The organism is Tardiphaga sp. 215_C5_N2_1 (genome assembly GCF_052076055.1).
In the GTDB taxonomy this organism is placed as follows: Bacteria; Pseudomonadota; Alphaproteobacteria; order Rhizobiales; family Xanthobacteraceae; genus Tardiphaga; species Tardiphaga robiniae.
Map to the genome: position 1 here is coordinate 815,981 of NZ_CP197240.1, position 19,305 is coordinate 835,285.

A 19,305-nucleotide genomic window follows, 5' to 3' on the forward strand; every position below is an offset into this window, starting at 1 on the left:
GTCAGTTCAACTTTGTTTCGGCGCGGGCGCAAAGGCCGGGTCGCGCTGGATGCGGCGGATGGTTTGATCCAAGGCCGACAGGAACGCCGAGCGATCGCGCGGCGCGAATGATTTGGGACCACCGGTGATTTCGCCTGACGACCGCAAATCGGTCATCAGGTTGCGTACCGCGAGCGTCATCCCGATGGATTGTTCTGTGAACGGCTTGCCGTTGGGGGCAATTACCGCGGCGCCCGCCTTGACGCAGCGGCTGGCCAGCGGAACGTCTGCCGTGATCACGATATCGCCCTTCTGGGCGCGTTCCGCAATCCAGTCGTCGGCCGCATCCATGCCCGAACCTGCGGCAATCCGCTCGATCAGGGGATCGTCAGGCACCCGGATGAAGTTTCCGGCGACCACGCTGACGGGCAGGCTGAAGCGGGCGGCGACGCGGTAAATCTCGTCTTTGACCGGGCAGGCGTCGGCGTCGATATAGATGCGTGTGGTCAAGGGAGCACAAGTTCCACGAAAAGGCAGTCATTTGCGGGTGGGCGATGTGGCGCTGACGCGGGACAGTTCCCCGCCCGTCGCCTTGCCTCGAACATGGTGACGGGTATCATCTCCTGCCAAGGCGAACACTCAATTTCGCGCAGTTTTCGGGAGGAATCATGACCAAACGGCTCGAACCGTACCGTGTTGAGGCGTTTAACACCGCCAAACAGTCCGAAAACAAGATGCATGACGATTCTGTCGCCCGGAAATTCGGTTTCAGCGGAGGATTGGTGCCTGGCGTCGACGTGCTGGCCTATATGATCCATCCGCCGGTGCAGCACTGGGGACGGGATTTTTTGGAGCGTGGCCTGATCGAGGCCCGTTTCACCAAGCCGGTCTATGACGGCGAGACAGTCGAGGTGATCGCCGAGGAAGCCGGCGAGGGGCTCGCGCTGAGTGTTGAGGGCGGCGGCGAGATTCGTGCGGCCGGGACCGCATCGCTGACGGCCTTCCCGGTGGTGCCGTCGCTGGATAAATTCCCGGATACGGCGGCTGTGTCGAAGCGGCTGCCGGTGGATGCCAATTCCTACGCGCTCGACAAGTGGCTCGGGACGGCGCCGCGGGTCTGGCCGGAGGATGGACTTGCCGAATATCTGGGTGAGGTTCGCGAGGCCGACGATCGGTATTTGCGCGAGGGTATCGTGCATCCCGGCGTGCTGCAGCGGATCATGAACAAGGTGCTGGTGGACAATGCGCTGCTCGGGCCGTGGATTCACGTCGGCAGCAGGATGCAGTTGCTGGCGACCGCGAATACCGATGACGAGTTGATCGCGCGGGCGAAGGTGACCGCCAATTACGAGAAGAAGGGGCATCGGTTCGTCGAGCTCGATGCGCTCATCGTTGCCAACGGCACGGTGCCCGTGGCGCATTGCCAGCATATCGCGATCACTCAGCCGCGCGAGGTCGTGGCGGCTTGATGTTGTAGAGTAGCGGCGCTCTTCCTTTCCCGCCCCCGAGCGGCGAAGCCGCGCAGTGGGGAGGGTGGCGCGTTGCGAGCACTTGCGAGCGACGTGACGGGTGGGGTCGCGCAACAGGCGCCGCTCTCACGTGGGGAGAGACCCCACCCCGGCCTATCGGCCGACCCTCCCCACTGCGCTTCGCTGCTTGAGGGAGGGATGCCTCTGACGCCTGTGCGTCGTTGCGGATGTGAATGTCAAACAGCCACTGCTCTTCAGACATGCGTCATCACCCCCATTGTTTGCGGCGCGGGGGCGCCGTCGTTGCTTGCATTCCCTACCCCCTGTGAGAGGGCGTGCGGAACGCCGGGTGCCCGTTGCACCCTTGGCCTGATGCGATGCGGTCTTCCGCAATTGAGAGTGCATCAGGACTTTCGGAGGCGCCGAGCAAGTGCCCGACGTTCCGCCTGCGGTGTTTTTTCGGTTGCTTGCACATCTGCCATGGCGAACGGTCCCATCACCAAAATTAATGTCCCAGGGCGGAGGGACAGGGTAGCCGCAAAGCACTTGGCCGAACGCGTTTTGACTTGGTCGTCCGTCACACTGTCCAGGGCGTCTTTCCATCCCAAGGTCGGTCGTCTCCTTGCCAGTGGCAGTGCTGGCGCAGATCCGTCCTGCCCGAAGACAGACGTCCCCCCATGAACCGCGTGACGCCGCATCTCCGGCGTCCACCGCATCCCACCCCGCGAACGTGACGATCGCGATCGCCCCTCTCGGTGGGGCAGGACGAGGGGAATATAAACCTGATAGGGATGTTGTCAACGGAAGATAGGAAAAAATGTTTGACGTCTTCCAGCTCCACGCTCGTCATTCCGGGGCGCGGGGAGGCGCCGCAGGCGGCGTATCGCGAACCCGGAATCTCGACATCGGAGTCTCCGATCGTGCCAAACACGTCGGGATTCCGGGTTCGCACTACAGCGGCTCCGCCGCTTTCGTGCGCCCCGGAATGACGAGTGTGGATCGAGGCTCGCGCTCTGCCGGCTTCGCCGGCGACGCACGCCCTCAGGCAAACCAATTAGTTTGCCCCGGAATGACAGCTTAGGCGGTACGTTGTCGCCCGCTACCGGCGGATGGGCTATGTCAGGGGCGAGATGATGAAGAGGCAGAGATGAAGAGGCAGAAATGATGACGGATGTTTTTCGGCTGGATCGCTATCTCGCGCGGATCGGCTTTGACGGATCGGTTGCGCCGGATCTGGCGACACTGACGGCCATTCATGTCGCTCACATCAATGCGCTGCCTTTCGAGGGTCTCAATCCGTTTCTCCATCTGCCGGTCAAGTTGGACATGGCGTCATTGCAGCAGAAACTCATCGATGGCCGACGCGGTGGCTATTGCTATGAGCTGAACGCGATGCTGCGGGCCGCGCTCGAGACGATCGGCTTCAAGGTCACTGGCCTCGGCGCCCGGGTGCGTTGGAATGCGCCGCCGGACAGTCCGCTTGGCCCCAGGACGCACATGCTCCTGAAGGTCGATCTTCCGGACGGACCCTATCTCGCCGATACCGGCTTTGGCGCCTGCGTACTCGATGCACCTCTACGGCTCCTCGCGGGGACCGAGCAGCAAACGGCGATGGGGACCTATCGGCTGACTGAAGCCGATGGCCTGTTGTCGCTGAGCGCGAAGCGGGCGGACGGCTGGCGGACGATGTACGTGTTTGACCTCGCGCCGCAACTGCCGTCGGATTACGAGCTCGGCAACTGGTACACATCGACCAGTCCCTTCGTGCCCTTCACCTCGACGCTGGTGATGGAGCGCGTCAGCAGCGGCCGGCGTTATAAGCTGGTCAATCGCCACCTGATCACGGAGGGACGCGACGGCGAACCGGTGTCTGAACGCGTGCTCGGCAGCGCTGCGGAATTGCAGCAGGTTCTTGACGAGACCTTTGGCGTCACGCCGCCGGCATCCGCCGACGAGATATTCGCGGTCATCAGCGCAAATGCGGAGCGCCGTTGACTGCTGCGTAATCTCTCCATTTCGACCCGATTGCAGCGAATGACGCCTTCGGCTAATTCGCCCTCGGGATCATCACGAGGACCGTCAAATGTCGCTGTCATCCGCCAAGAACTACGCGCTGCGCGCCGCCAAGTCGCAGGATCAGAAGGAAGCCACCGAGCTTTTGTCCAAGGCGATCATGGAATTGACACTGGCGATCGAGGCGCAGGATGCCAAGATCAAGAAGATGAACAAGGGCGCATGATCGGGACGCCGATCTCCCCGGATCGCGATTGAACCTATTGCGCAGCCGCGCGTTCAGTGTTCCCCACATCAGAGGATACGACATGAGCGCGCTCAGCAAGATCAAGGAACATATGGAAGTCATCGGCGCCGACGGCGTGCACGTCGGCACGGTCGACAAGGTCGAGGGCAATCGCATCAAGCTGACCAAGAAGGATAGCGGCGAGGGCAGCCACAAAGGTCACCATCACTTTATCGATGGCGGTCTGGTTGCCGAGGTTGAGGGCGACAAGGTGCGGCTCTCGGCCAATGGCGACGTCGCCTTTGCCATGGAAGAAGAGAAGTAAGACGGAAAAACCCCGCGGTATGAACCGCGGGGTTTTCGTTCAGATCACTCAGATGGAGCGAGGTGAGGCGCGCCTCACTTCACCTCCATCTGCAAGCCTTCCTTGTCGATGATGGTCTTGAACTTGGCCGTCTCGGCCTCGACGAAGGTCTGGAATTGCTGAGGTGTGCCGTAGTCCGACACGGCGCCCATGGCTGCGATGGTCTTCTTGGTCGCGTCGGTGCCGAGCAGAACCTTGATCTGCTCATTGAGCGAGGTCACGGCTTCGGTCGGTGTGCTCTTCGGATAGAACACGCCGAACCATGACGCCACGTCGAACTTCTCCAGCTCGGGCGCGGTCTCGCGCATCGCCGGCACGTTCGGCGCCTGCGCGTTGCGCTGCTGCGTGGTAACGGCAAGGCCGGTGAGCTTGCCGTCGAGCACCTGGGGCAGCGACGGATAGAGATTGTCGAACAGGATCTGGATGTCGCCAGCGAGGGCCGCCTGCAGCGCGGGACCTGCACCGCGGAACGGCACGTGCTGCATCTTCAAGCCGGTGAGCTGCAGCCACCACGCGCCGGTGAGATGCGGGCTCTGGCCGACGCCCGACGAACCATAGTTCAGCTTGTCCGGATTGGCCTTGATATAGGCGATCAGCTCCGGGATCGTCTTGATCGGCACGCTCGGATGCGCGCAGACGATGTTCGGAATCTTGATCATGTTGGAGACCGCCTGCAACTGATCGCTCTTGTAGGTCAGGTTCTTGAAGATGCTGTAGGCGATGGCATTGGGGCCGGGATTGCCGACCAGGATGGTGTGGCCATCGCCCTTGAGGCGCGCGACTTCGGCGGTGCCGATGGTGCCACCGCCGCCCGAGCGGTTTTCGACGACGACCGACTGGCCCCAGACCGGCTGCAGATGCGCAGCCAGCATGCGGCCCATCACGTCGGTGGAGCCGCCGGCTGCGGCGGGCACGATGACGCGGACGGTTTCGGTGGGCTTCCATTCGCCGGCGCCGAGGCTGGCGCGCGGCAGGATCGCGGCGCTGGTGATCGCGGCCGCACCGGTGAGTACACGGCGACGGGTAACCAGATTGGTCATAGCTTCTTCCCTCGATGGTGTCGTTTTGGTTTTTGATCTTGCTGAAATCGTAGTGAGGCAGATGGTGGCGGGCAAGCCGACCTTGGCCACAGCGTAAAGAAAAGCCCCGCAGCGTGTGCTGCGGGGCTTTTGCAATTCAGCGATTTGATAGTTCCGCCTAGCGGAAGCTGATCAGCTTGAACAGCGGCGTGAGATAGCTCATCTCCTGGCCGGAGGTCGGCGTGGTGCGGCTGATGAAGTCGAAGATCTTGCCGTCCTGCAGGCCGTAATTGGCGAGCCGGATTACCTTGCGGTTCTTGTCGAAATAGATCGCGATGACGCGCTGGTCGGTGACCTTCTGCGGCATGAACGCGACGGCGCGTTCGGCGCGCTGCGAGATGTAATAGAACACTTCGCCCGATAGCGTGGCGACGGTGGAGGGCGTGCCCATCACGATCAGGACCTGATCCTGGCTGGCGCCGATCGGGATCTGCTCCAGCGCGCCGGGGGGCAGGATGTAGCCCTTCTGGAATTGCTCGGCGCAGGCGCCCAGCGTGACGCACAGGGCCGCGACCGCGAGTACGGCGCGCATGCCGCGCCAGCCACGTGTCGGCCGCGCCTTCGCGCTGATGGAGGTCGAAATTGTCATAGCGGAGGGGGTCCCATCCTCTTGATTCTCGGGAAGGCCTTGCTTCCGAAAGACTTGCATCCCGGAAGGCGTTGACGTACCGGGCAGAACCTCTGAATGCAACATGCGCGTGCCCGAGGGGCCCGCCTGAGGAACCCAAGATGGTCTGGCCGTTCAGTCACTTCAGAAAGCCCCCGGCGCCGTTGCGCGGCACCATTGAAGCCATCTATGGCATGATCGTGGCGCAGGCGCGAGAACCCTTGTTTTATCGGGACTTGGGAGCACCGGATACGGTAAACGGGCGTTTCGATATGTTGCTGCTGCACCTGTGGCTGGTGCTGCGCCGCATGAGTCCCAAGGATGAGTTGTCGCAGGGACTTTTCGACAGGTTCTGCGGCGATATGGACGATAACCTGCGCGAACTCGGTACCAGCGACATGAAGGTGCCGAAGAAAATGCGGGAGTTCGGCGATGCGTTTTACGGCCGGACAGGCGCCTATGACGCAGCGCTTGGCGCAGGCAGGGAGCCTCTGGCGGCGGCGCTGTCGAAGAATATCTATTATGGCATGGACATCGAGAACGCCCGGCGTCTCGCTGTTTATGTCGAAGCGGCGAACGCCCGTCTGGGCACGCTGGATGCAACGACACTGACATCAGGCGCGTGGCATTTCCCGTCGCCTGCGGAGACCTTGGTAACGACATGAACAAACCCGACCGCACCGTGGATCTCACGCCGCCCTGGAGCGTGCCCATCGCCGTGATCCAGATCCCGGAAACGGGGCTGGCGCGCGACATCGAGGCCACGCCCGAGGAGCGCAAGCGGATCGCCGAACTCGGCGGCCTCGTCAGCGTGGGCGCCGTGAAAGGCGAACTCCTGCTGAGCCCCGTGAAGGGCGGTACGGTGCATGTGACCGGTCGCATCTGGGGCAAGGTCGAGCAGACCTGCGTGGTGACGCTGGACCCACTGGCTGCCGATTTCGAGGAAGAGATCGACGTGATTTTCGCGCCGCCATCGCAGATTCGCGAACTCGCCGAATCGGTGGACGAGGACGTTGAGAGCGACGAGGAGACCCCGGATCCGCCGGAGCCGATCGAAAATGGCTTCATCGACCTCGGCAAACTGGCGACCGACGCGCTGTTTCTGGGGCTGGACCCGTATCCCCGTAAGCCGGATGCCGTGTTCGAGCCGGTGGTCGAGGTTCCGGACCCGGAAGAGCACCCGTTTGCGGCCCTGAAAGCGCTGAAAACCGCCCCTGAGACGCCCAAATCCAAAAAGCCCGGGAAGGGCTGAGACCGAGGTCCGATTCCACGCCCCGTGCGGCTGGCGGGACAAAAGCGCCCGGTCAAGATGTTGTATCGGGTCACGGAAACGCTATTGTCCCCGGCCGAAATCGGGTTAATGCCATAACTTCGCCGTCTGCTGCCAAATGCGGCAGACTTCGTCCGCGGCCACGAGCGTCACAGGCCGCAAGAGACAGGTTTCCGGAACGTCCATGCCGAAAAAGGTTCGCATCGCGCTAGACGCCATGGGTGGCGACATCGGCGCATCGGTGGTCATTCCCGGCGCCGCGATTTCGTTGACCCGGCATCCCGACAGCGAGTTCCTGCTGTTCGGTGACAGCGCGCTGATCGAGAAAGAACTCGCCAATCATCCGGCACTGAAGGCCGTATCGAAGGTGATCCATACCGACGTTGCCGTCAGCATGCATGACAAGCCAAGCCAGGCGCTGCGCCGTGGCCGCAAGGTCTCGTCGATGTGGCTGGCGATCGAGGCGGTGAAGAAGGGCGAGGCCGATGTCGCGATCTCCGCCGGCAATACCGGCGCGCTGATGGCGATGGCGCGCTTTTGCCTGCGCATGCTTGACGGTATCGAGCGTCCCGGCCTGGCCGCGATCTGGCCGACCACGCGCGGCGATTCCGTCGTGCTCGATCTCGGCGCCACCATCGGCGGCGACGCCAACCACCTGAAGACTCTCGCTGTCATGGGCAGCGCCATGGCCAGCGCGCTGTTCGATCTGGCCCGGCCGACGGTCGGTCTGCTCAATATCGGCGTCGAGGAAATCAAGGGCGGCGACGAAATCCGCGATGCCGCCGAACTGCTGCGCACCGCCAATCTGCCGCAGCTCGAATTCATCGGTTTCGTCGAGGGCGACGGCATCGGCCGCGGCGATGCCGACGTGATCGTCACCGAAGGCTTCAGCGGCAATATTGCGCTCAAGGCGGCTGAGGGCACCGCGCGCCAGTTCGCAGAATATCTGCGCAATGCCATGGCCCGCACCTGGCGCTCGCGCATCGGCTACCTGTTCGCCAAGAACGCCTTCAAGGCGGTGCGCGACAAGGTCGATCCCAACAAGTCCAACGGCGCGGTGTTTCTCGGCCTGCGCGGCATCGTGGTGAAGAGCCACGGTGGCACCAATGCTGATGGTTTCGCCTATGCGGTGGATGTCGGTTACGACATGGTCCGCTACGACCTTCTCACCAAGATCAATCAAATGCTCAACCGCGACGGCCAAGCGCTCCCTGCGAGCCCGGCTGCGCAGGAGGCTGTCTCGTGACTGCGATACGTTCGGTCGTGCTCGGCTGCGGCTCTTACCTGCCGGAGCGGATCCTGACCAATGCCGAACTGGCATCCAAGGTCGACACGTCGGACGAGTGGATCGTCCAGCGCACCGGTATCAAGCAGCGCCACATCGCTGCGGACGGCGAGTTCACCTCGCATCTGGCGATCAAGGCCGCGCAGGCGGCGCTGGCCAATGCCGGCGTTGACGCCCAGTCCATCGACCTGATCGTGCTGGCGACCTCGACCCCGGACAATACGTTCCCGGCAACGGCCGTTGCGGTGCAGAACGCGCTCGGCATCACGCACGGCGCGGCATTCGACCTGCAGGCGGTGTGTTCCGGCTTTATCTTTGGATTGACCACCGCCGACAGCCTGCTGCGCACCGGCGCCGGCAAGCGCGCGCTGGTGATCGGCGCGGAGACTTTCTCGCGCATTCTCGACTGGACCGATCGCGGAACCTGCGTGCTGTTCGGTGACGGCGCCGGTGCGGTGGTGCTGGAAGCACAGACCCAGCCCGGCGAAGCCAGCGATCGCGGCGTGCTGACCACGCATCTGCGCTCGGACGGCCGGCACAAGGAAAAGCTGTTTGTCGATGGCGGCCCGTCCTCGACGCAGACGGTGGGTTACCTGCGCATGGAAGGCCGTGAGGTCTTCAAACATGCGGTGGGTATGATCACCGATGTGATCGTCGATGCGTTCAAAGCTACCGGCGCCAGCGCCGAAACTATCGACTGGTTCGTGCCGCATCAGGCCAACAAGCGTATTATCGATGCGTCGGCGCATAAACTGCATATTGCACCGCAAAAGGTGGTGCTGACCGTGGACCTTCACGGCAACACGTCGGCGGCGTCGATTCCGCTCGCATTGTCGGTGGCGGTCAACGACGGCCGCATCAAGAAGGGCGACCTCGTCTTGCTCGAAGCCATGGGCGGCGGCTTCACCTGGGGGTCTGCACTCGTTCGCTGGTGATGCGCTGGTGATGATGCAGATCGACAACATCTCAAATTGTCATGATTTTCCATGCCTTTGCATCGATGGTGACTGTTGACCGGAGCGCGTTAACCTCCTAATTTCTGACGCGAATTTGGTTCGCCGAGAGTAGTTGGGGCAGGCGATGACGGGCACGGGAAAAACAGTCACACGCGTTGATCTGTGCGAAGCGGTCTACCAAAAGGTAGGTCTCTCGCGCACGGAGTCGTCCGCGTTTGTTGAACTGGTTTTGAAAGAAATTACGGATTGTCTGGAGAAGGGCGAGACAGTGAAGCTGTCGTCGTTCGGCTCCTTCATGGTGCGCAAAAAAGGCGAGCGCATCGGCCGCAATCCGAAGACGGGCACAGAAGTACCGATCTCGCCGCGGCGAGTGATGGTATTCAAGCCGTCGGCGATCCTGAAACAGCGGATCAACGGCGACAGTACCGCAGTTGGCAACGGTAAAGATCACGACGACTGACTAGAGACACACAGGGCGAACCACAGGGATCCTGCACTTGGACAAAGCGCCGGATGCGTTTCGAACCATAAGCGAGGTCGCTGACGATCTCGATATACCGCAGCATGTTCTGCGGTTCTGGGAAACGCGGTTCACTCAAATCAAACCGATGAAGCGATCCGGCGGCCGGCGATACTATCGTCCGGACGATGTCGATCTGCTGCGCGGCATCCGCCGGTTGCTTTACGGCGAAGGTTATACCATCCGCGGCGTGCAACGAATCCTGAAAGAGAACGGTATCAAGTCGGTGCAGGGGCTGGTCGACGGCCACGCTGCGCCGAGCTTCACGCCGACGTCTGCCGCCATCGCGCCGCGCGTCCAGGCGAAGCGTCCCATGATCGAAGAGGATCACGAGGAAGAAGAGGCCGAGGACGAGGCGGAACGCGACGAGGAGATCGAGGAAGAAGCCGAAGACGAGGCTGACGCCGAAGGCGCCGAGGACGAGGAAGAAGAAGAGGGCGACGAAGACGACGGCGAAGAGGGGGAGGACGAAGAGGCTGAGGAAGAAGACGAGGAGGAAGCTGCTGCCGCTCCCGTCGCCGCCCGCCGCGAACCTCCGATGACATCGACGTCGCCGCGCGTGGATCCACAGCTGCAGCGGGCCCCGTCGCGGGCAAACCCCGTATTGGCAAATCCTGTTGCGGCGCGGCCCGAACCGGCGATGCCGGCTCCGACGCAGAGCGCAAGAGCGGCTGCGGTCCCGAGCCCAAGGCCAAACCCGCAGCGCCGGCTGGAGCGCGAACGGCTGGAAGCCGTGCTCGAGGAGCTGCTGGCGGCGCGTCAGGCACTCGATACGGCGATGAAGGACGGCTAGAGGCTGCTTCACAACCAATCCGTTTCAATCCGCTCAGCCTTCTTGCGCCTCGGGCGGATCGAAGCTACACGATGCCCCATCGGAGCGTAGCGCAGCCCGGTTAGCGCACTAGTCTGGGAGACTAGGGGTCGGAGGTTCGAATCCTCTCGCTCCGACCATTAAAATCAACGACTTAGCCGGAAGTCGAAATATTAGAAAATCGCCAGGGTAACGGATAGGGTAAACCGGAACGTCGCCCGCAACTATAAGTTAGTGACAAGCGACCAACGTTGGTTTATAAAACCCCTGTTTCAGCGGGTCGAAGATCCTTCGATCTGGAATTCAAGAGCTTCAAGGGTTGCAGCCCTTGGGGCTTTTTCCATTTTAAGGCTCAGCCACCCGGACGGCGAGTGCTGGTCGCCCCGCTATTATTTAGCCTTGTTCAAGTTGAGATCGATACAGATCTGAACGAGCATCAGACAGATAATAACTGTTTCAGCGAAGGTCATTGACCCTCCTTCCTGCCTGCTGGGCTTAGATTTCGCTTCGGGTTGCAGCCCTTAGTCGATCCCGTCTCCCGGCCGTTGATTGGCGCGCCGCCGCGCTTTCTCCTCGTCTCCTCACCGTTTGATCTGCAGGCAACGCCGAACAGAGCACAACCGCAACGTTCAAATCAATTGCAATCCTTTACCGCCGAAGTAACCATGGCGGCATAATCAAAGGTTGCAAGGAATGAGCATGGCCACCGCACCGAAAACTTTCATTTCGTATAGCTGGACAAACCCAATGCATGAGCGGTGGGTGATCGACCTGGCGCAGCAACTTGTCGAAAACGGCGTAGATGTGAAGCTCGACAAGTGGGATCTTCACGAGGGGCACGACGCCATCCAATTCATGGAATCGATGGTGACCGATCCGACCGTGACGAAAGTCATTATCGTTTCCGACAAAGTTTACGCCGAGAAGGCTGATAGTCGCAAAGGCGGCGTCGGCACCGAGTCGCAGATAATGTCGCCGGAAATATACAAAAAAGCAGACCAGACAAAGTTTGTCGCGGTGGTTTCCGAGGTCGATGAGAATGGGGAGCCTTATCTGCCAAAATTTTTAGTGTCGCGCATTTACATTGATATGACCGAGTCGCGATATGCGACGAATTTCGAACAGTTGCTTCGCTGGCTTTACGGGAAGCCCACTTACGTTAAGCCGCCGATCGGCAAAATGCCCGAATTTCTGAGCGACAGCCACGCTCCGGCAACGAGCAAAACCCGCGGCAAGGCGCGGCGCGCAGTTGATGCGCTTGAGGCTGGCTCTACACGGTCCGCGGTCTATATTGAGAGCTACCTCGACTCCGTGATCAGCGCGCTGGACGATTTTCGAATACCTCAGGATAGCCCAGACTTTCCACAAGCGGTCCTCGATAACATCGAAGCTTTCCTACCGATCCGAAATGAATTTGTGGAATTCATGAACGCAGCTGCCGTGTCAGCGAGCGCGGACTTGCCAGTAATCCTCCAGCGGTTCTTTGAGCGAGCCATTCCATTTATGGATAGGCCAGAATCCGTGACGTCGTATAGCCGATGGGACTGGGACAACTTCGTCTTCATCGTGCACGAGTTGTTTTTGTACTCTGTCGCAATACTGCTGCGATATGAGCGTTTCTCGCTTCTGCAGGATTTTCTGTCGCTGCGCTTCTATGTCGTTGACGACGACCGACAGGAGACGATGAAATCTTTTACGGTTATTCGTCGTTTCATGCCTTCTCTTCAGCAAAAGGGGCAAGAAATGCGCAGGCTTTCCCTGCGGGCTGATTTGCTTGAACAGCGTAGCCACTCTAGTGGAATAAAATTCGCGCAAGTCATGCAGGCTGACTTTGTGCTATTCCTGCGTGCCGCTTCGCTTGGTGGAACCGAAGGTAATTGGTATCCTGAAAGTCTTCTATACGCGACCTTCCGGTTCCGAGGGCCGTTCGAAGTGTTTGCCCGAAGTGAGTCGGAGGCATATTTCAAGAAGCTGACACCCGTTGTGGGGGTGTCGAGTAAAAAGGATCTGGAGAATCTAGTCACGGCTTTCTCGGCTAACGGACCGATGAACCGTTACTTGCCCCGCTGGGAGTTCGACACGGTCAATGTTGAGACGTTAGCGAGCGTGTCGAAGGTCGCGTCACGCGCCTAAAGCCGCAGCTCCCATATGGTGACGCTCCTCGGCGGCTCGCTCAGTTCGGTCAGCGCCCAGACCAGCGCATCAACGCGATCTGGCGAGTATCCAGCGCGGCCGCGATCGAAGTCACTGGTAAAGCCGCACATCTGATCTTCCAACGTCGCAAAGCCGCCGACGTGGTGCACCTTCTTCTGCTCGTACAGCGCTGCGATCGGTTCCGCCCGCACGACTTTGCCTCGACTGGCGTGCACTGACTTGTAGCTGACGCGTGAATCCACGGCACGAAGCGTGCCCTCGACCATAGCGCCGCCGTTGTTCACTTCGGCGATGATCCGGTCGGCCTTGTGGCGGTGATATGCGGTGATCGCCTTGGCGGCCCACTCGTGCGGAGCGTAGCGGCCGGACAGGTCTTCCAGCACATACGCCTGCTGGTCCCGTGTGATACCGGCGACGATGATACCGGTCTCGTCCGAGCCTTCGTTGTTCGACACCGCCGGATCGATCGCCACAACGATGCGCCGCAGCTCGGGCGTGGCCTTCACCCGATCACGGTCTAGCCAGTCCATCTGCCACAGCGCGCCGGCGACGTCGGTCAGCAGTTCAGCGTTCAGCTCTTGTCGACCTAGCCTGGTGCCTTCGTACCGACTGCGTAGAAATTCGACCGTTGCCGGGGCCAGATTGGCGATGTTGTCGTAGGTCGAGCCGCGTGTGACGACGACGTCCTTGCCCTCGCGTGCAACCAGTTCCTTGATCAGCTTCGTCGGCCGCGGCGTCGTCGTTGCGACCCAGCGCGGGCGTTTGCCGATGCGCAGGCCAAACATCATCATGTCCCAGGTCTGCGGATCCTTCCACGCCGCCAGTTCGTCGGCCCACGCCGCGTCGTGCTCGGGGCCGCGTAGACGGTCAGCTTCCTCGCTGGAAAAGGTTGTCGCGATAGTTCCGCTGGGCCAGGTCAGACGGCGCTTGGACGGTTCGTAGATGGGCCGATTCCACGATGGCGCCATGGCTAGGATGCCGCTCTGACCCTCGACCAACGTGTCGCGAGCGTCGGCGGCGGTCGGTGCGACGAGGGCGATGCGGCGTGCAGCCCGGGTCTCGGCAAGGTCGTTGACCCATCCGGCGCCTGTGAATGTTTTCCCAAATCCACGGCCAGCTAGCAAAAGCCACCCATTCCAATCGCCATCCGGCGGAAGTTGATTAGGTCGGGCTTTGCTACGCCATCCCCCATCTTCCAGTGTGTCGGCAAGGGCGGCGGCGATACTGGCGTTCATTCGGTCTCTCAAATCGGCGGTGGCGGGATGACCTTGGCTTCGATCAAGCGAGGCGGGGCAGGGACAGCCGCTTCGTCGTCTAAGGTGCGGAGCGCGTCCACCACGGCCATGCGAGCGGCGGGGTGGGGCGCCAGTGCGCGGAGGATGGCAGCCTGCACCGCCGCGAACTGCGGGCTGTTCACGATGGCGACGTTGTTCTGAATATTGATCGTGCCCTGTGCGATCGTCGCGATCTCACCGGTGACCTTGCCGATCTTCTCCAGCACATTGATCAGTGATCCCGACACGATCGCCGCGCCGCGGGCGTCACCGGCCTGCGTGGTGGCGTCCAGGTGGGACATGAGCATCGTGCGAACGACGCGGAAGTGGTCGAGCACGGAAGCGCCTTCACCTGCCGCCGTGGCGGCGAGGTCGGCAAGCTGGGCCGGTCCTGCGAGGTAGCCAGCCTTCACCTCTGCACTCACATGGTGGCGCCAATGGCGACCGATCGCGTCGGCAGAGCATTTGAACTTGGCGGCGAGGGAGTCCAGGCTGGCACCGCCAGCCCGCAGCATCTCAATACGCCACCGTTCATCGTGGTCGCAGATGCTGCAGCGTGGGCCGCGTTTAGCCATCGATTGAACTCGCAAAATACTGGCGCGGGATGTTTCCGCTACCCTTATGTTTACCCCAAATAAGGAATAGAGTCAAGCTCTGCCATAAGTCGATGATTTCAATGGAATAAAAGATCGGGGCCACAAGTCATATGAACAAGTGGCCCTCAGATTCTATTCGCGTATAGGCTAGAATACCTATGCGGAGGCAGAAGCTACAAGCTTAAAATTGGTGAGTAGGTTTCGAGCACGCTGATAGATAGGTGCGAGGGATCTACGATATATTCGGATTCACCCATATAATCGCTGTCCGCTGTGAAATCGGTGAGAATGGCCCCGGCTGAGACGACAGCGGTTAGCAGAACACCGCCGCTAAATCGGCACCGGTTCACGCCCCGTCCAAACATAGACGCAATCTCACGATCTGAGGTCCAGAACACACCGTAACTTCGACGCACGTGATTATGACCGGTCTCGCCTCGATACAAGACCACATCCGAACCTCTGTGGAAGGGAAGCCAGTTCCTGAGAACTTCCAGCATCAACCCGTCGTCGCGCAGAGCATCACGAATGTGCAGACCTTGTTCAGTGAGGAAAGCACGAAAGGCGATGCGGGAAGCGGTCGAGGGTAACGGTATCGCTGATAGCGCACGGAACACCAAGTGAAGGCGACCGGTCATTCGCGCTTCGAACATGGCACATCGTACTGACCCTGCTTCGCCACCCTCAATGGCCGCAACGAAGTCGCTCACGTCATTCAACACGAGCGACTCGTAGCCACGCCGCCAAAAGGCGTTGTGCGTCACTGCCGCTTTTCGCGTGCAAGTTCCACCAGAATGGTCGCTTCAAGCAGAGCAATGTCCGCATTCAACCTATCGCGCTCAGCGCGACGTTCTGCCAACTGCATTTCACACCGTCCGATAAACTTATCCGTTGAGTCAGGCATTGCTTCCCCCATAAGACCACCATCGGTCGGCAACAAACGTGACACATCTAAATTTCATTAGCAACATCAAATAGTTATGTAAACTTACACCGCGCTTGGTGTATGTCAACATTGCCGTCCCACCGTCCCGTCGCGTCCCAAACCGTCCCATTGCGACGGCACCCAAGCGTCCCGTCCGTCCCCCGTCTCTATAGACGGGGACGCGGGGACGGTGCTGCTACACTGGAAATCGAATCTACATGAGAGATTGCCCGTCGTTGCGATGACAGTTCCTTGCCAATCCCGCTCGACCTGGCGCAACCTGTGCTCGAGCGGGGAGGAATTCAGATGCGGTTTTGGGCGATTGGTGCGGCGCTTTTGCTGAGCGGCTGCATGCAAACGATGGACAGGGTCACGGCGACCGATTTCGAGCCGACAGGACCGGGACGGTTCAAATTCAAAACGCTGATCGCGCCACAGTATCCCGACAACGAATCGGGTGAGGCATCCCGCATGGAGATGCTGCAAGGCTGGCTGACTAATAACAGCATGTGCGGTACTGGCTATGAAATCGTGTCGCGCCAAGGGGTGAAGCGCACCCCGTTTGTCACCGACGTCTATTATCACGGCAAGTGCAAGGGTGTGGTTTAGTCGACAGGTGCTGCGATCGGGGCAGGGCGTCAACTAGACTGGCGGTGCCGGGACAAGCGACGGCGCCAGCACCATCGGTGGTGGCATCGGGATGCCGCCCGGCTGCACCGGCCATACGAAACCGTCACGCTCGACGATCGCATCGCTCGCCAGCAGATCATCTTTGATTCGTTTAAAGGCCGAACGCGGGTTCTTCGCGTCTGCCTCGATGACGCCTCGACGCATCATCTCTTGCCGCCACGCATCGACACGCACCACACGCAGCCAAGGACCCACGTCTGAGCCGGCGGGCGGGGATTGGCCGTCCGCTGCCAGCGCGTGATCCAGCGCGTTCAGCGCCAGTTCCTGCCGCTGCGTTCGCTTGACGGTCTTACCGGCGCGAACGATGCGCCCTGACACAATGAAGGCCGTTAGGGGCTCGTTGTCTTCGTCCTGACCAATGACGATCTCCTCGCCCTCGAACGCCGTCAGTGCATGCTCCGGCTGATCGTTGCCCTTCGTGACTTCGGCCGTCTTGACCTTGCCCACGCCCGAGATTTTCACCGCCAGATCGACGTGACCTAGTTTGGCGCTGCTACCGCGTTCCCGCGTGCCGTCGTGACCCGTATGTCCAATCATTGCGATGTGGACTGCATGTCCCGCTATTTCTGGCTGACCAGCGGTCGCAGGATTGGCTAGGATCTCATGGACCCGCTTTAGATTTGCCGCGACGACGTTCGCATGCTGCGCCTTGTCCTCGTCGCCGCCGCCCGCCGCCACGGCCTTCGCATAGGTGTCGCCGATAATCAGACCGACCGGGATGCCGAAACGAGCCTCCGCAGCCCAGACCGTTTCAACGATCGTTTGCACACTGCCGCTGTCGACCAGGTCGATCATGTCTCCGGCGACCGCGATAGGCAGTTTCTCGAACTGATCGCGCACCGCATACGCAGCGAGCCGGCGACGGGTCAGAGCCGCCCGTTCGAAAGCAAAATAGATGACACCAACCGCGCCCTTCGTTCTGTGCCCGCGCCAATCTGCGCCTGCTGCGAGGTGCACGGCGATGTCGGTCAACAGCGTCGACTTCAGAGATCCCGCCGGCCCAAACCAGGAGGAGTCCTCATCCATCGCCATGACGCCCTTAATGAGCCATGGCTTCGCCGGCTCAGAGCGACAGTCATCAAAAAATCGAAGCGATAATGCCGTCATTTGCGGAGACCTTTCTTGCCGAGCAATGTCGGACCAAGCTTCAACGAAATGTTGAGTCCGGGTGCTTCTCGCTGTTCTTCGAAGTGCGCGAACCAAGCTTCAATCTGCGCTGCGGTCTGCGGCCACTGACCAGGGGGCAGGCCGGAATAAGTATACCAGCGAAGCGGGCGACCATTAATTTCCCGATGCCCGTCACCACACCAATGGTCCAATTCCTCTGCGGCTCGACTCGCAGACCGATCGTTGCCGAAAGGGCGCCAGCCGAACCGGTATCGATCACGCAGCAAGGCAAGGCGCTTATCAAATGCGACCAACTGCGCTTCGCTCGCAGGTTCGACTGCCAACCTTCCTTCAAAGAATTCAATGGCGCGCTCGGTCTCGTCGAGGTGCCGCCATCGGAACCCCGAGAACAAGCCACACCAGATCACGACGTTCGGGTGCGGCCATTTTAGTCCGGGAGTCGGCTTCCAGCCCTCAGTGCACGCTTTCTCTAGTGCAGCGATACGTTCTTTCGCACGGTCGATGCGTGCCGTGCGGTGAGGTTTCGTCGCGGCAACGTCGGCTTCCGCGGCGTCCAGAACGCGACGCGCGGCGTCCATATCGTGCGCGGCAAAGCGTTCGTCGTCAGTATTCAGGTTGTCGAGAGATGCGCTGATTTCTGCGCTCGGCGTCCAACCGACGCGGGCCTCGTCGCGCAACATCTCCATTCGCTGGCGGATATCGGTGAGGTCACTGATCCACGAGCAGTAGTCGTTGTGAAGCGCATCGAAGCGTTCATCGGTGAGCGGTTGCCACTCATTCGGTTTGATCGGATCGTGTAACAAGATTTAGGCTCCATGGATGAAGCCCGAAGCACGATTCCCCTTGCAAAAAGCGACGAAGTATAGTAGACATGGTTTAGCGACGACACGAATACGATACTCCGCCCCGTTTGCACCTGGCCGTGCGCGGGGCGATTTCGTTTTGAATCAGTAAGTTTGCGGTCGCAGCGCCTTTACGGTTTCGCGCTCTTTTCGGAGCGCCGATTTCAGCCCTTGCACGTAGGTCTCCAAGTCGGACAGTTCGAGCATGAATGAGCCGTCCGGCTGCCGTTCGTACAAGTGGTGCAGCGAGCGTTTGACGTCGTGCAGATCCGGTTCGAAAATGCGGAGTGCCATGGTTACCTCAGAGCGATTTTAAGAGTTCACGTTCCTGCTGAGACTGTATTGCCTGCGCTGCTCGCAAGGCCTGCTCAGCTTCAGCTACGGCGTCGAGATTTCGACCGTTAGCTCGCACCAAGTCCTGCCTTTCAAGATCCCGCTTGATCGGCTCGAGGTGCTCACGCTCAAACGCCTGCCACGCGTAGTTCGCAGTGCCGGAATCCGGATCGACCATGCCCACTTCGCGGGCCATCGAGTGCTTGACGATTTCCAGTGCAGACGTGGCTTCCTCGATTAGTTCTTGATCGGTCCGATAAATCGCCGCCCGTTCCGGACTGATGTTGCTGATAGCCTCCTCGGTCCAGCGCTCGGCGACGCTCGGCGGGATATTGGCCAGTGTCGGTACACGGAGCGCCGCCAAACGTTCGGCCGGACTCAGCTTGTGATATTCGTTTGCTTTCGTCGATGCCACGCGCTGTGCAACGGCGATCGTTTCCATAGCGGCGAGTACATCGGACTTGTCGAAAGCGGGCAGCGTCGGCTTGCTTGCGGCATGCGCCCGAGCCGTCGACTCCACTTCAACGCGCAGTCGTGCCAGTTCGCGGAGTCGTTCGCCGAACGCCTTGCGCGTCTCAGTGGCAAGCCATTCGGCATTGCGCTGCTCGTCCTTCGCGCGCTTGGCGAGCGGTTCTTTGACGTTCCCCAAGGCGTTATGGATCGACAGCGCATGCTTGATTGCGGATGTCAGCGACTTCGAGGTGGCAGAATTGGACGCGGAGACGCGCGCAACCTTGCCTTCGAGTAGTGCTCGGATTGAGTTCGTTGCCATTATTTCGCTCCC

At 60.6% G+C, this 19,305-nt stretch carries 23 protein-coding genes and 1 tRNA gene; 13 read left to right on the forward strand and 11 right to left on the reverse strand.

The window, feature by feature from the left end:
- Positions 1 to 6 precede the first annotated feature (6 nt).
- Positions 7 to 489, reverse strand: coding sequence for a YaiI/YqxD family protein (locus AB7828_RS03710; protein ID WP_093758808.1), 483 nt, complete (start codon positions 487 to 489; stop codon positions 7 to 9).
- A 158-nt stretch (positions 490 to 647) separates the two neighbouring features.
- On the opposite strand from AB7828_RS03710, the gene AB7828_RS03715 reads away from it, so the two are divergent.
- The 4 genes from AB7828_RS03715 (at position 648) to AB7828_RS03730 (ending at position 4,012) form a co-directional block, all read left to right on the forward strand.
- Positions 648 to 1,448, forward strand: coding sequence for a hypothetical protein (locus tag AB7828_RS03715; RefSeq protein ID WP_441229433.1), 801 nt, complete (start codon positions 648 to 650; stop codon positions 1,446 to 1,448).
- Between the two features lie 1,161 nt (positions 1,449 to 2,609).
- Positions 2,610 to 3,443, forward strand: coding sequence for an arylamine N-acetyltransferase family protein (locus AB7828_RS03720; RefSeq protein ID WP_441229434.1), 834 nt, complete (start codon positions 2,610 to 2,612; stop codon positions 3,441 to 3,443).
- A gap of 88 nt (positions 3,444 to 3,531) precedes the next feature.
- Positions 3,532 to 3,687, forward strand: coding sequence for a hypothetical protein (locus AB7828_RS03725; protein WP_165826963.1), 156 nt, complete (start codon positions 3,532 to 3,534; stop codon positions 3,685 to 3,687).
- A gap of 82 nt (positions 3,688 to 3,769) precedes the next feature.
- Entirely contained in the window at positions 3,770 to 4,012 is a 243-nt protein-coding gene (locus tag AB7828_RS03730; RefSeq protein WP_089264607.1) for a DUF2171 domain-containing protein, read from the forward strand.
- Between the two features lie 74 nt (positions 4,013 to 4,086).
- Here AB7828_RS03730 and AB7828_RS03735 read toward each other — a convergent pair whose 3' ends face one another.
- A complete protein-coding gene (locus AB7828_RS03735) occupies positions 4,087 to 5,091 on the reverse strand; it encodes a Bug family tripartite tricarboxylate transporter substrate binding protein (protein ID WP_175367122.1) in 1,005 nt (334 codons plus the stop codon).
- Positions 5,092 to 5,248: 157 nt separating this feature from the next.
- Positions 5,249 to 5,719, reverse strand: a complete 471-nt coding sequence (locus AB7828_RS03740) for an outer membrane protein assembly factor BamE (RefSeq protein WP_420882329.1) — start codon at positions 5,717 to 5,719, stop codon at positions 5,249 to 5,251.
- 140 nt (positions 5,720 to 5,859) lie between these two features.
- Here AB7828_RS03740 and AB7828_RS03745 point away from each other — a divergent pair, with 140 nt between their 5' ends.
- The 8 genes from AB7828_RS03745 to AB7828_RS03780 all read left to right on the forward strand — a co-directional run bounded on the left by AB7828_RS03745 (position 5,860) and on the right by AB7828_RS03780 (position 12,712).
- Positions 5,860 to 6,402 carry a ubiquinol-cytochrome C chaperone family protein gene (locus tag AB7828_RS03745; RefSeq protein ID WP_184516102.1) on the forward strand — a complete coding sequence of 181 codons (543 nt, stop codon included), beginning with the start codon at positions 5,860 to 5,862 and terminating at the stop codon, positions 6,400 to 6,402.
- Positions 6,399 to 6,989, forward strand: a complete 591-nt coding sequence (locus AB7828_RS03750) for a YceD family protein (RefSeq protein WP_093758804.1) — start codon at positions 6,399 to 6,401, stop codon at positions 6,987 to 6,989. Before AB7828_RS03745 ends, AB7828_RS03750 begins: the two co-directional genes overlap by 4 nt.
- A 202-nt stretch (positions 6,990 to 7,191) precedes the next feature.
- Entirely contained in the window at positions 7,192 to 8,253 is a 1,062-nt protein-coding gene (gene plsX / locus AB7828_RS03755; protein WP_093759130.1) for a phosphate acyltransferase PlsX, read from the forward strand.
- Complete coding sequence (locus AB7828_RS03760) at positions 8,250 to 9,227, forward strand: beta-ketoacyl-ACP synthase III (RefSeq protein WP_441229435.1); 978 nt, start codon at positions 8,250 to 8,252, stop codon at positions 9,225 to 9,227. The genes plsX and AB7828_RS03760 overlap by 4 nt, the downstream gene beginning before the upstream one ends.
- 145 nt (positions 9,228 to 9,372) lie before the next feature.
- On the forward strand, positions 9,373 to 9,708 hold the full coding sequence (locus AB7828_RS03765) for an integration host factor subunit alpha (protein WP_068730933.1): 336 nt from the start codon (positions 9,373 to 9,375) through the stop codon (positions 9,706 to 9,708).
- A gap of 37 nt (positions 9,709 to 9,745) precedes the next feature.
- Complete coding sequence (locus AB7828_RS03770; protein ID WP_441229436.1) at positions 9,746 to 10,561, forward strand: MerR family transcriptional regulator; 816 nt, start codon at positions 9,746 to 9,748, stop codon at positions 10,559 to 10,561.
- Positions 10,562 to 10,641: 80 nt separating this feature from the next.
- Positions 10,642 to 10,719, forward strand: a tRNA-Pro gene (locus tag AB7828_RS03775).
- A gap of 559 nt (positions 10,720 to 11,278) precedes the next feature.
- Positions 11,279 to 12,712: an SEFIR domain-containing protein gene (locus tag AB7828_RS03780; protein WP_441229437.1), complete on the forward strand. Its 1,434-nt coding sequence runs from the start codon at positions 11,279 to 11,281 to the stop codon at positions 12,710 to 12,712.
- Here AB7828_RS03780 and AB7828_RS03785 read toward each other — a convergent pair.
- The 4 genes from AB7828_RS03785 to AB7828_RS03800 form a co-directional block, all read right to left on the reverse strand.
- Complete coding sequence (locus AB7828_RS03785; protein WP_441229438.1) at positions 12,709 to 13,968, reverse strand: DNA-packaging protein; 1,260 nt, start codon at positions 13,966 to 13,968, stop codon at positions 12,709 to 12,711. The two genes, AB7828_RS03780 and AB7828_RS03785, sit on opposite strands and share 4 nt — an antisense overlap.
- A gap of 8 nt (positions 13,969 to 13,976) precedes the next feature.
- The gene (locus tag AB7828_RS03790; protein ID WP_441229439.1) at positions 13,977 to 14,582 is read right to left on the reverse strand and encodes a hypothetical protein; all 606 of its coding nucleotides are present in this window, start codon (positions 14,580 to 14,582) and stop codon (positions 13,977 to 13,979) included.
- Positions 14,583 to 14,776: 194 nt separating this feature from the next.
- Positions 14,777 to 15,367 (reverse strand): hypothetical protein, encoded by a 591-nt coding sequence (locus AB7828_RS03795; protein WP_441229440.1) that lies wholly within the window; start codon positions 15,365 to 15,367, stop codon positions 14,777 to 14,779.
- Positions 15,364 to 15,552 carry a hypothetical protein gene (locus AB7828_RS03800; protein ID WP_441229441.1) on the reverse strand — a complete coding sequence of 63 codons (189 nt, stop codon included), beginning with the start codon at positions 15,550 to 15,552 and terminating at the stop codon, positions 15,364 to 15,366. The genes AB7828_RS03795 and AB7828_RS03800 overlap by 4 nt, the downstream gene beginning before the upstream one ends.
- A 228-nt stretch (positions 15,553 to 15,780) precedes the next feature.
- On the opposite strand from AB7828_RS03800, the gene AB7828_RS03805 reads away from it, so the two are divergent.
- The gene (locus AB7828_RS03805; RefSeq protein WP_441229442.1) at positions 15,781 to 16,137 is read left to right on the forward strand and encodes a hypothetical protein; all 357 of its coding nucleotides are present in this window, start codon (positions 15,781 to 15,783) and stop codon (positions 16,135 to 16,137) included.
- Positions 16,138 to 16,170: 33 nt separating this feature from the next.
- On the opposite strand, the gene AB7828_RS03810 is transcribed toward AB7828_RS03805, so the two are convergent.
- From AB7828_RS03810 to AB7828_RS03825, 4 genes are all read right to left on the reverse strand, one after another.
- Entirely contained in the window at positions 16,171 to 17,325 is a 1,155-nt protein-coding gene (locus AB7828_RS03810; protein WP_441229443.1) for an AAA family ATPase, read from the reverse strand.
- The gene (locus AB7828_RS03815; RefSeq protein ID WP_441229444.1) at positions 17,322 to 18,149 is read right to left on the reverse strand and encodes a hypothetical protein; all 828 of its coding nucleotides are present in this window, start codon (positions 18,147 to 18,149) and stop codon (positions 17,322 to 17,324) included. Before AB7828_RS03815 ends, AB7828_RS03810 begins: the two co-directional genes overlap by 4 nt.
- 144 nt (positions 18,150 to 18,293) lie before the next feature.
- On the reverse strand, positions 18,294 to 18,482 hold the full coding sequence (locus AB7828_RS03820) for a hypothetical protein (RefSeq protein ID WP_441229445.1): 189 nt from the start codon (positions 18,480 to 18,482) through the stop codon (positions 18,294 to 18,296).
- Between the two features lie 7 nt (positions 18,483 to 18,489).
- Positions 18,490 to 19,293, reverse strand: a complete 804-nt coding sequence (locus AB7828_RS03825; RefSeq protein ID WP_441229446.1) for a hypothetical protein — start codon at positions 19,291 to 19,293, stop codon at positions 18,490 to 18,492.
- Positions 19,294 to 19,305: the final 12 nt, after the last annotated feature.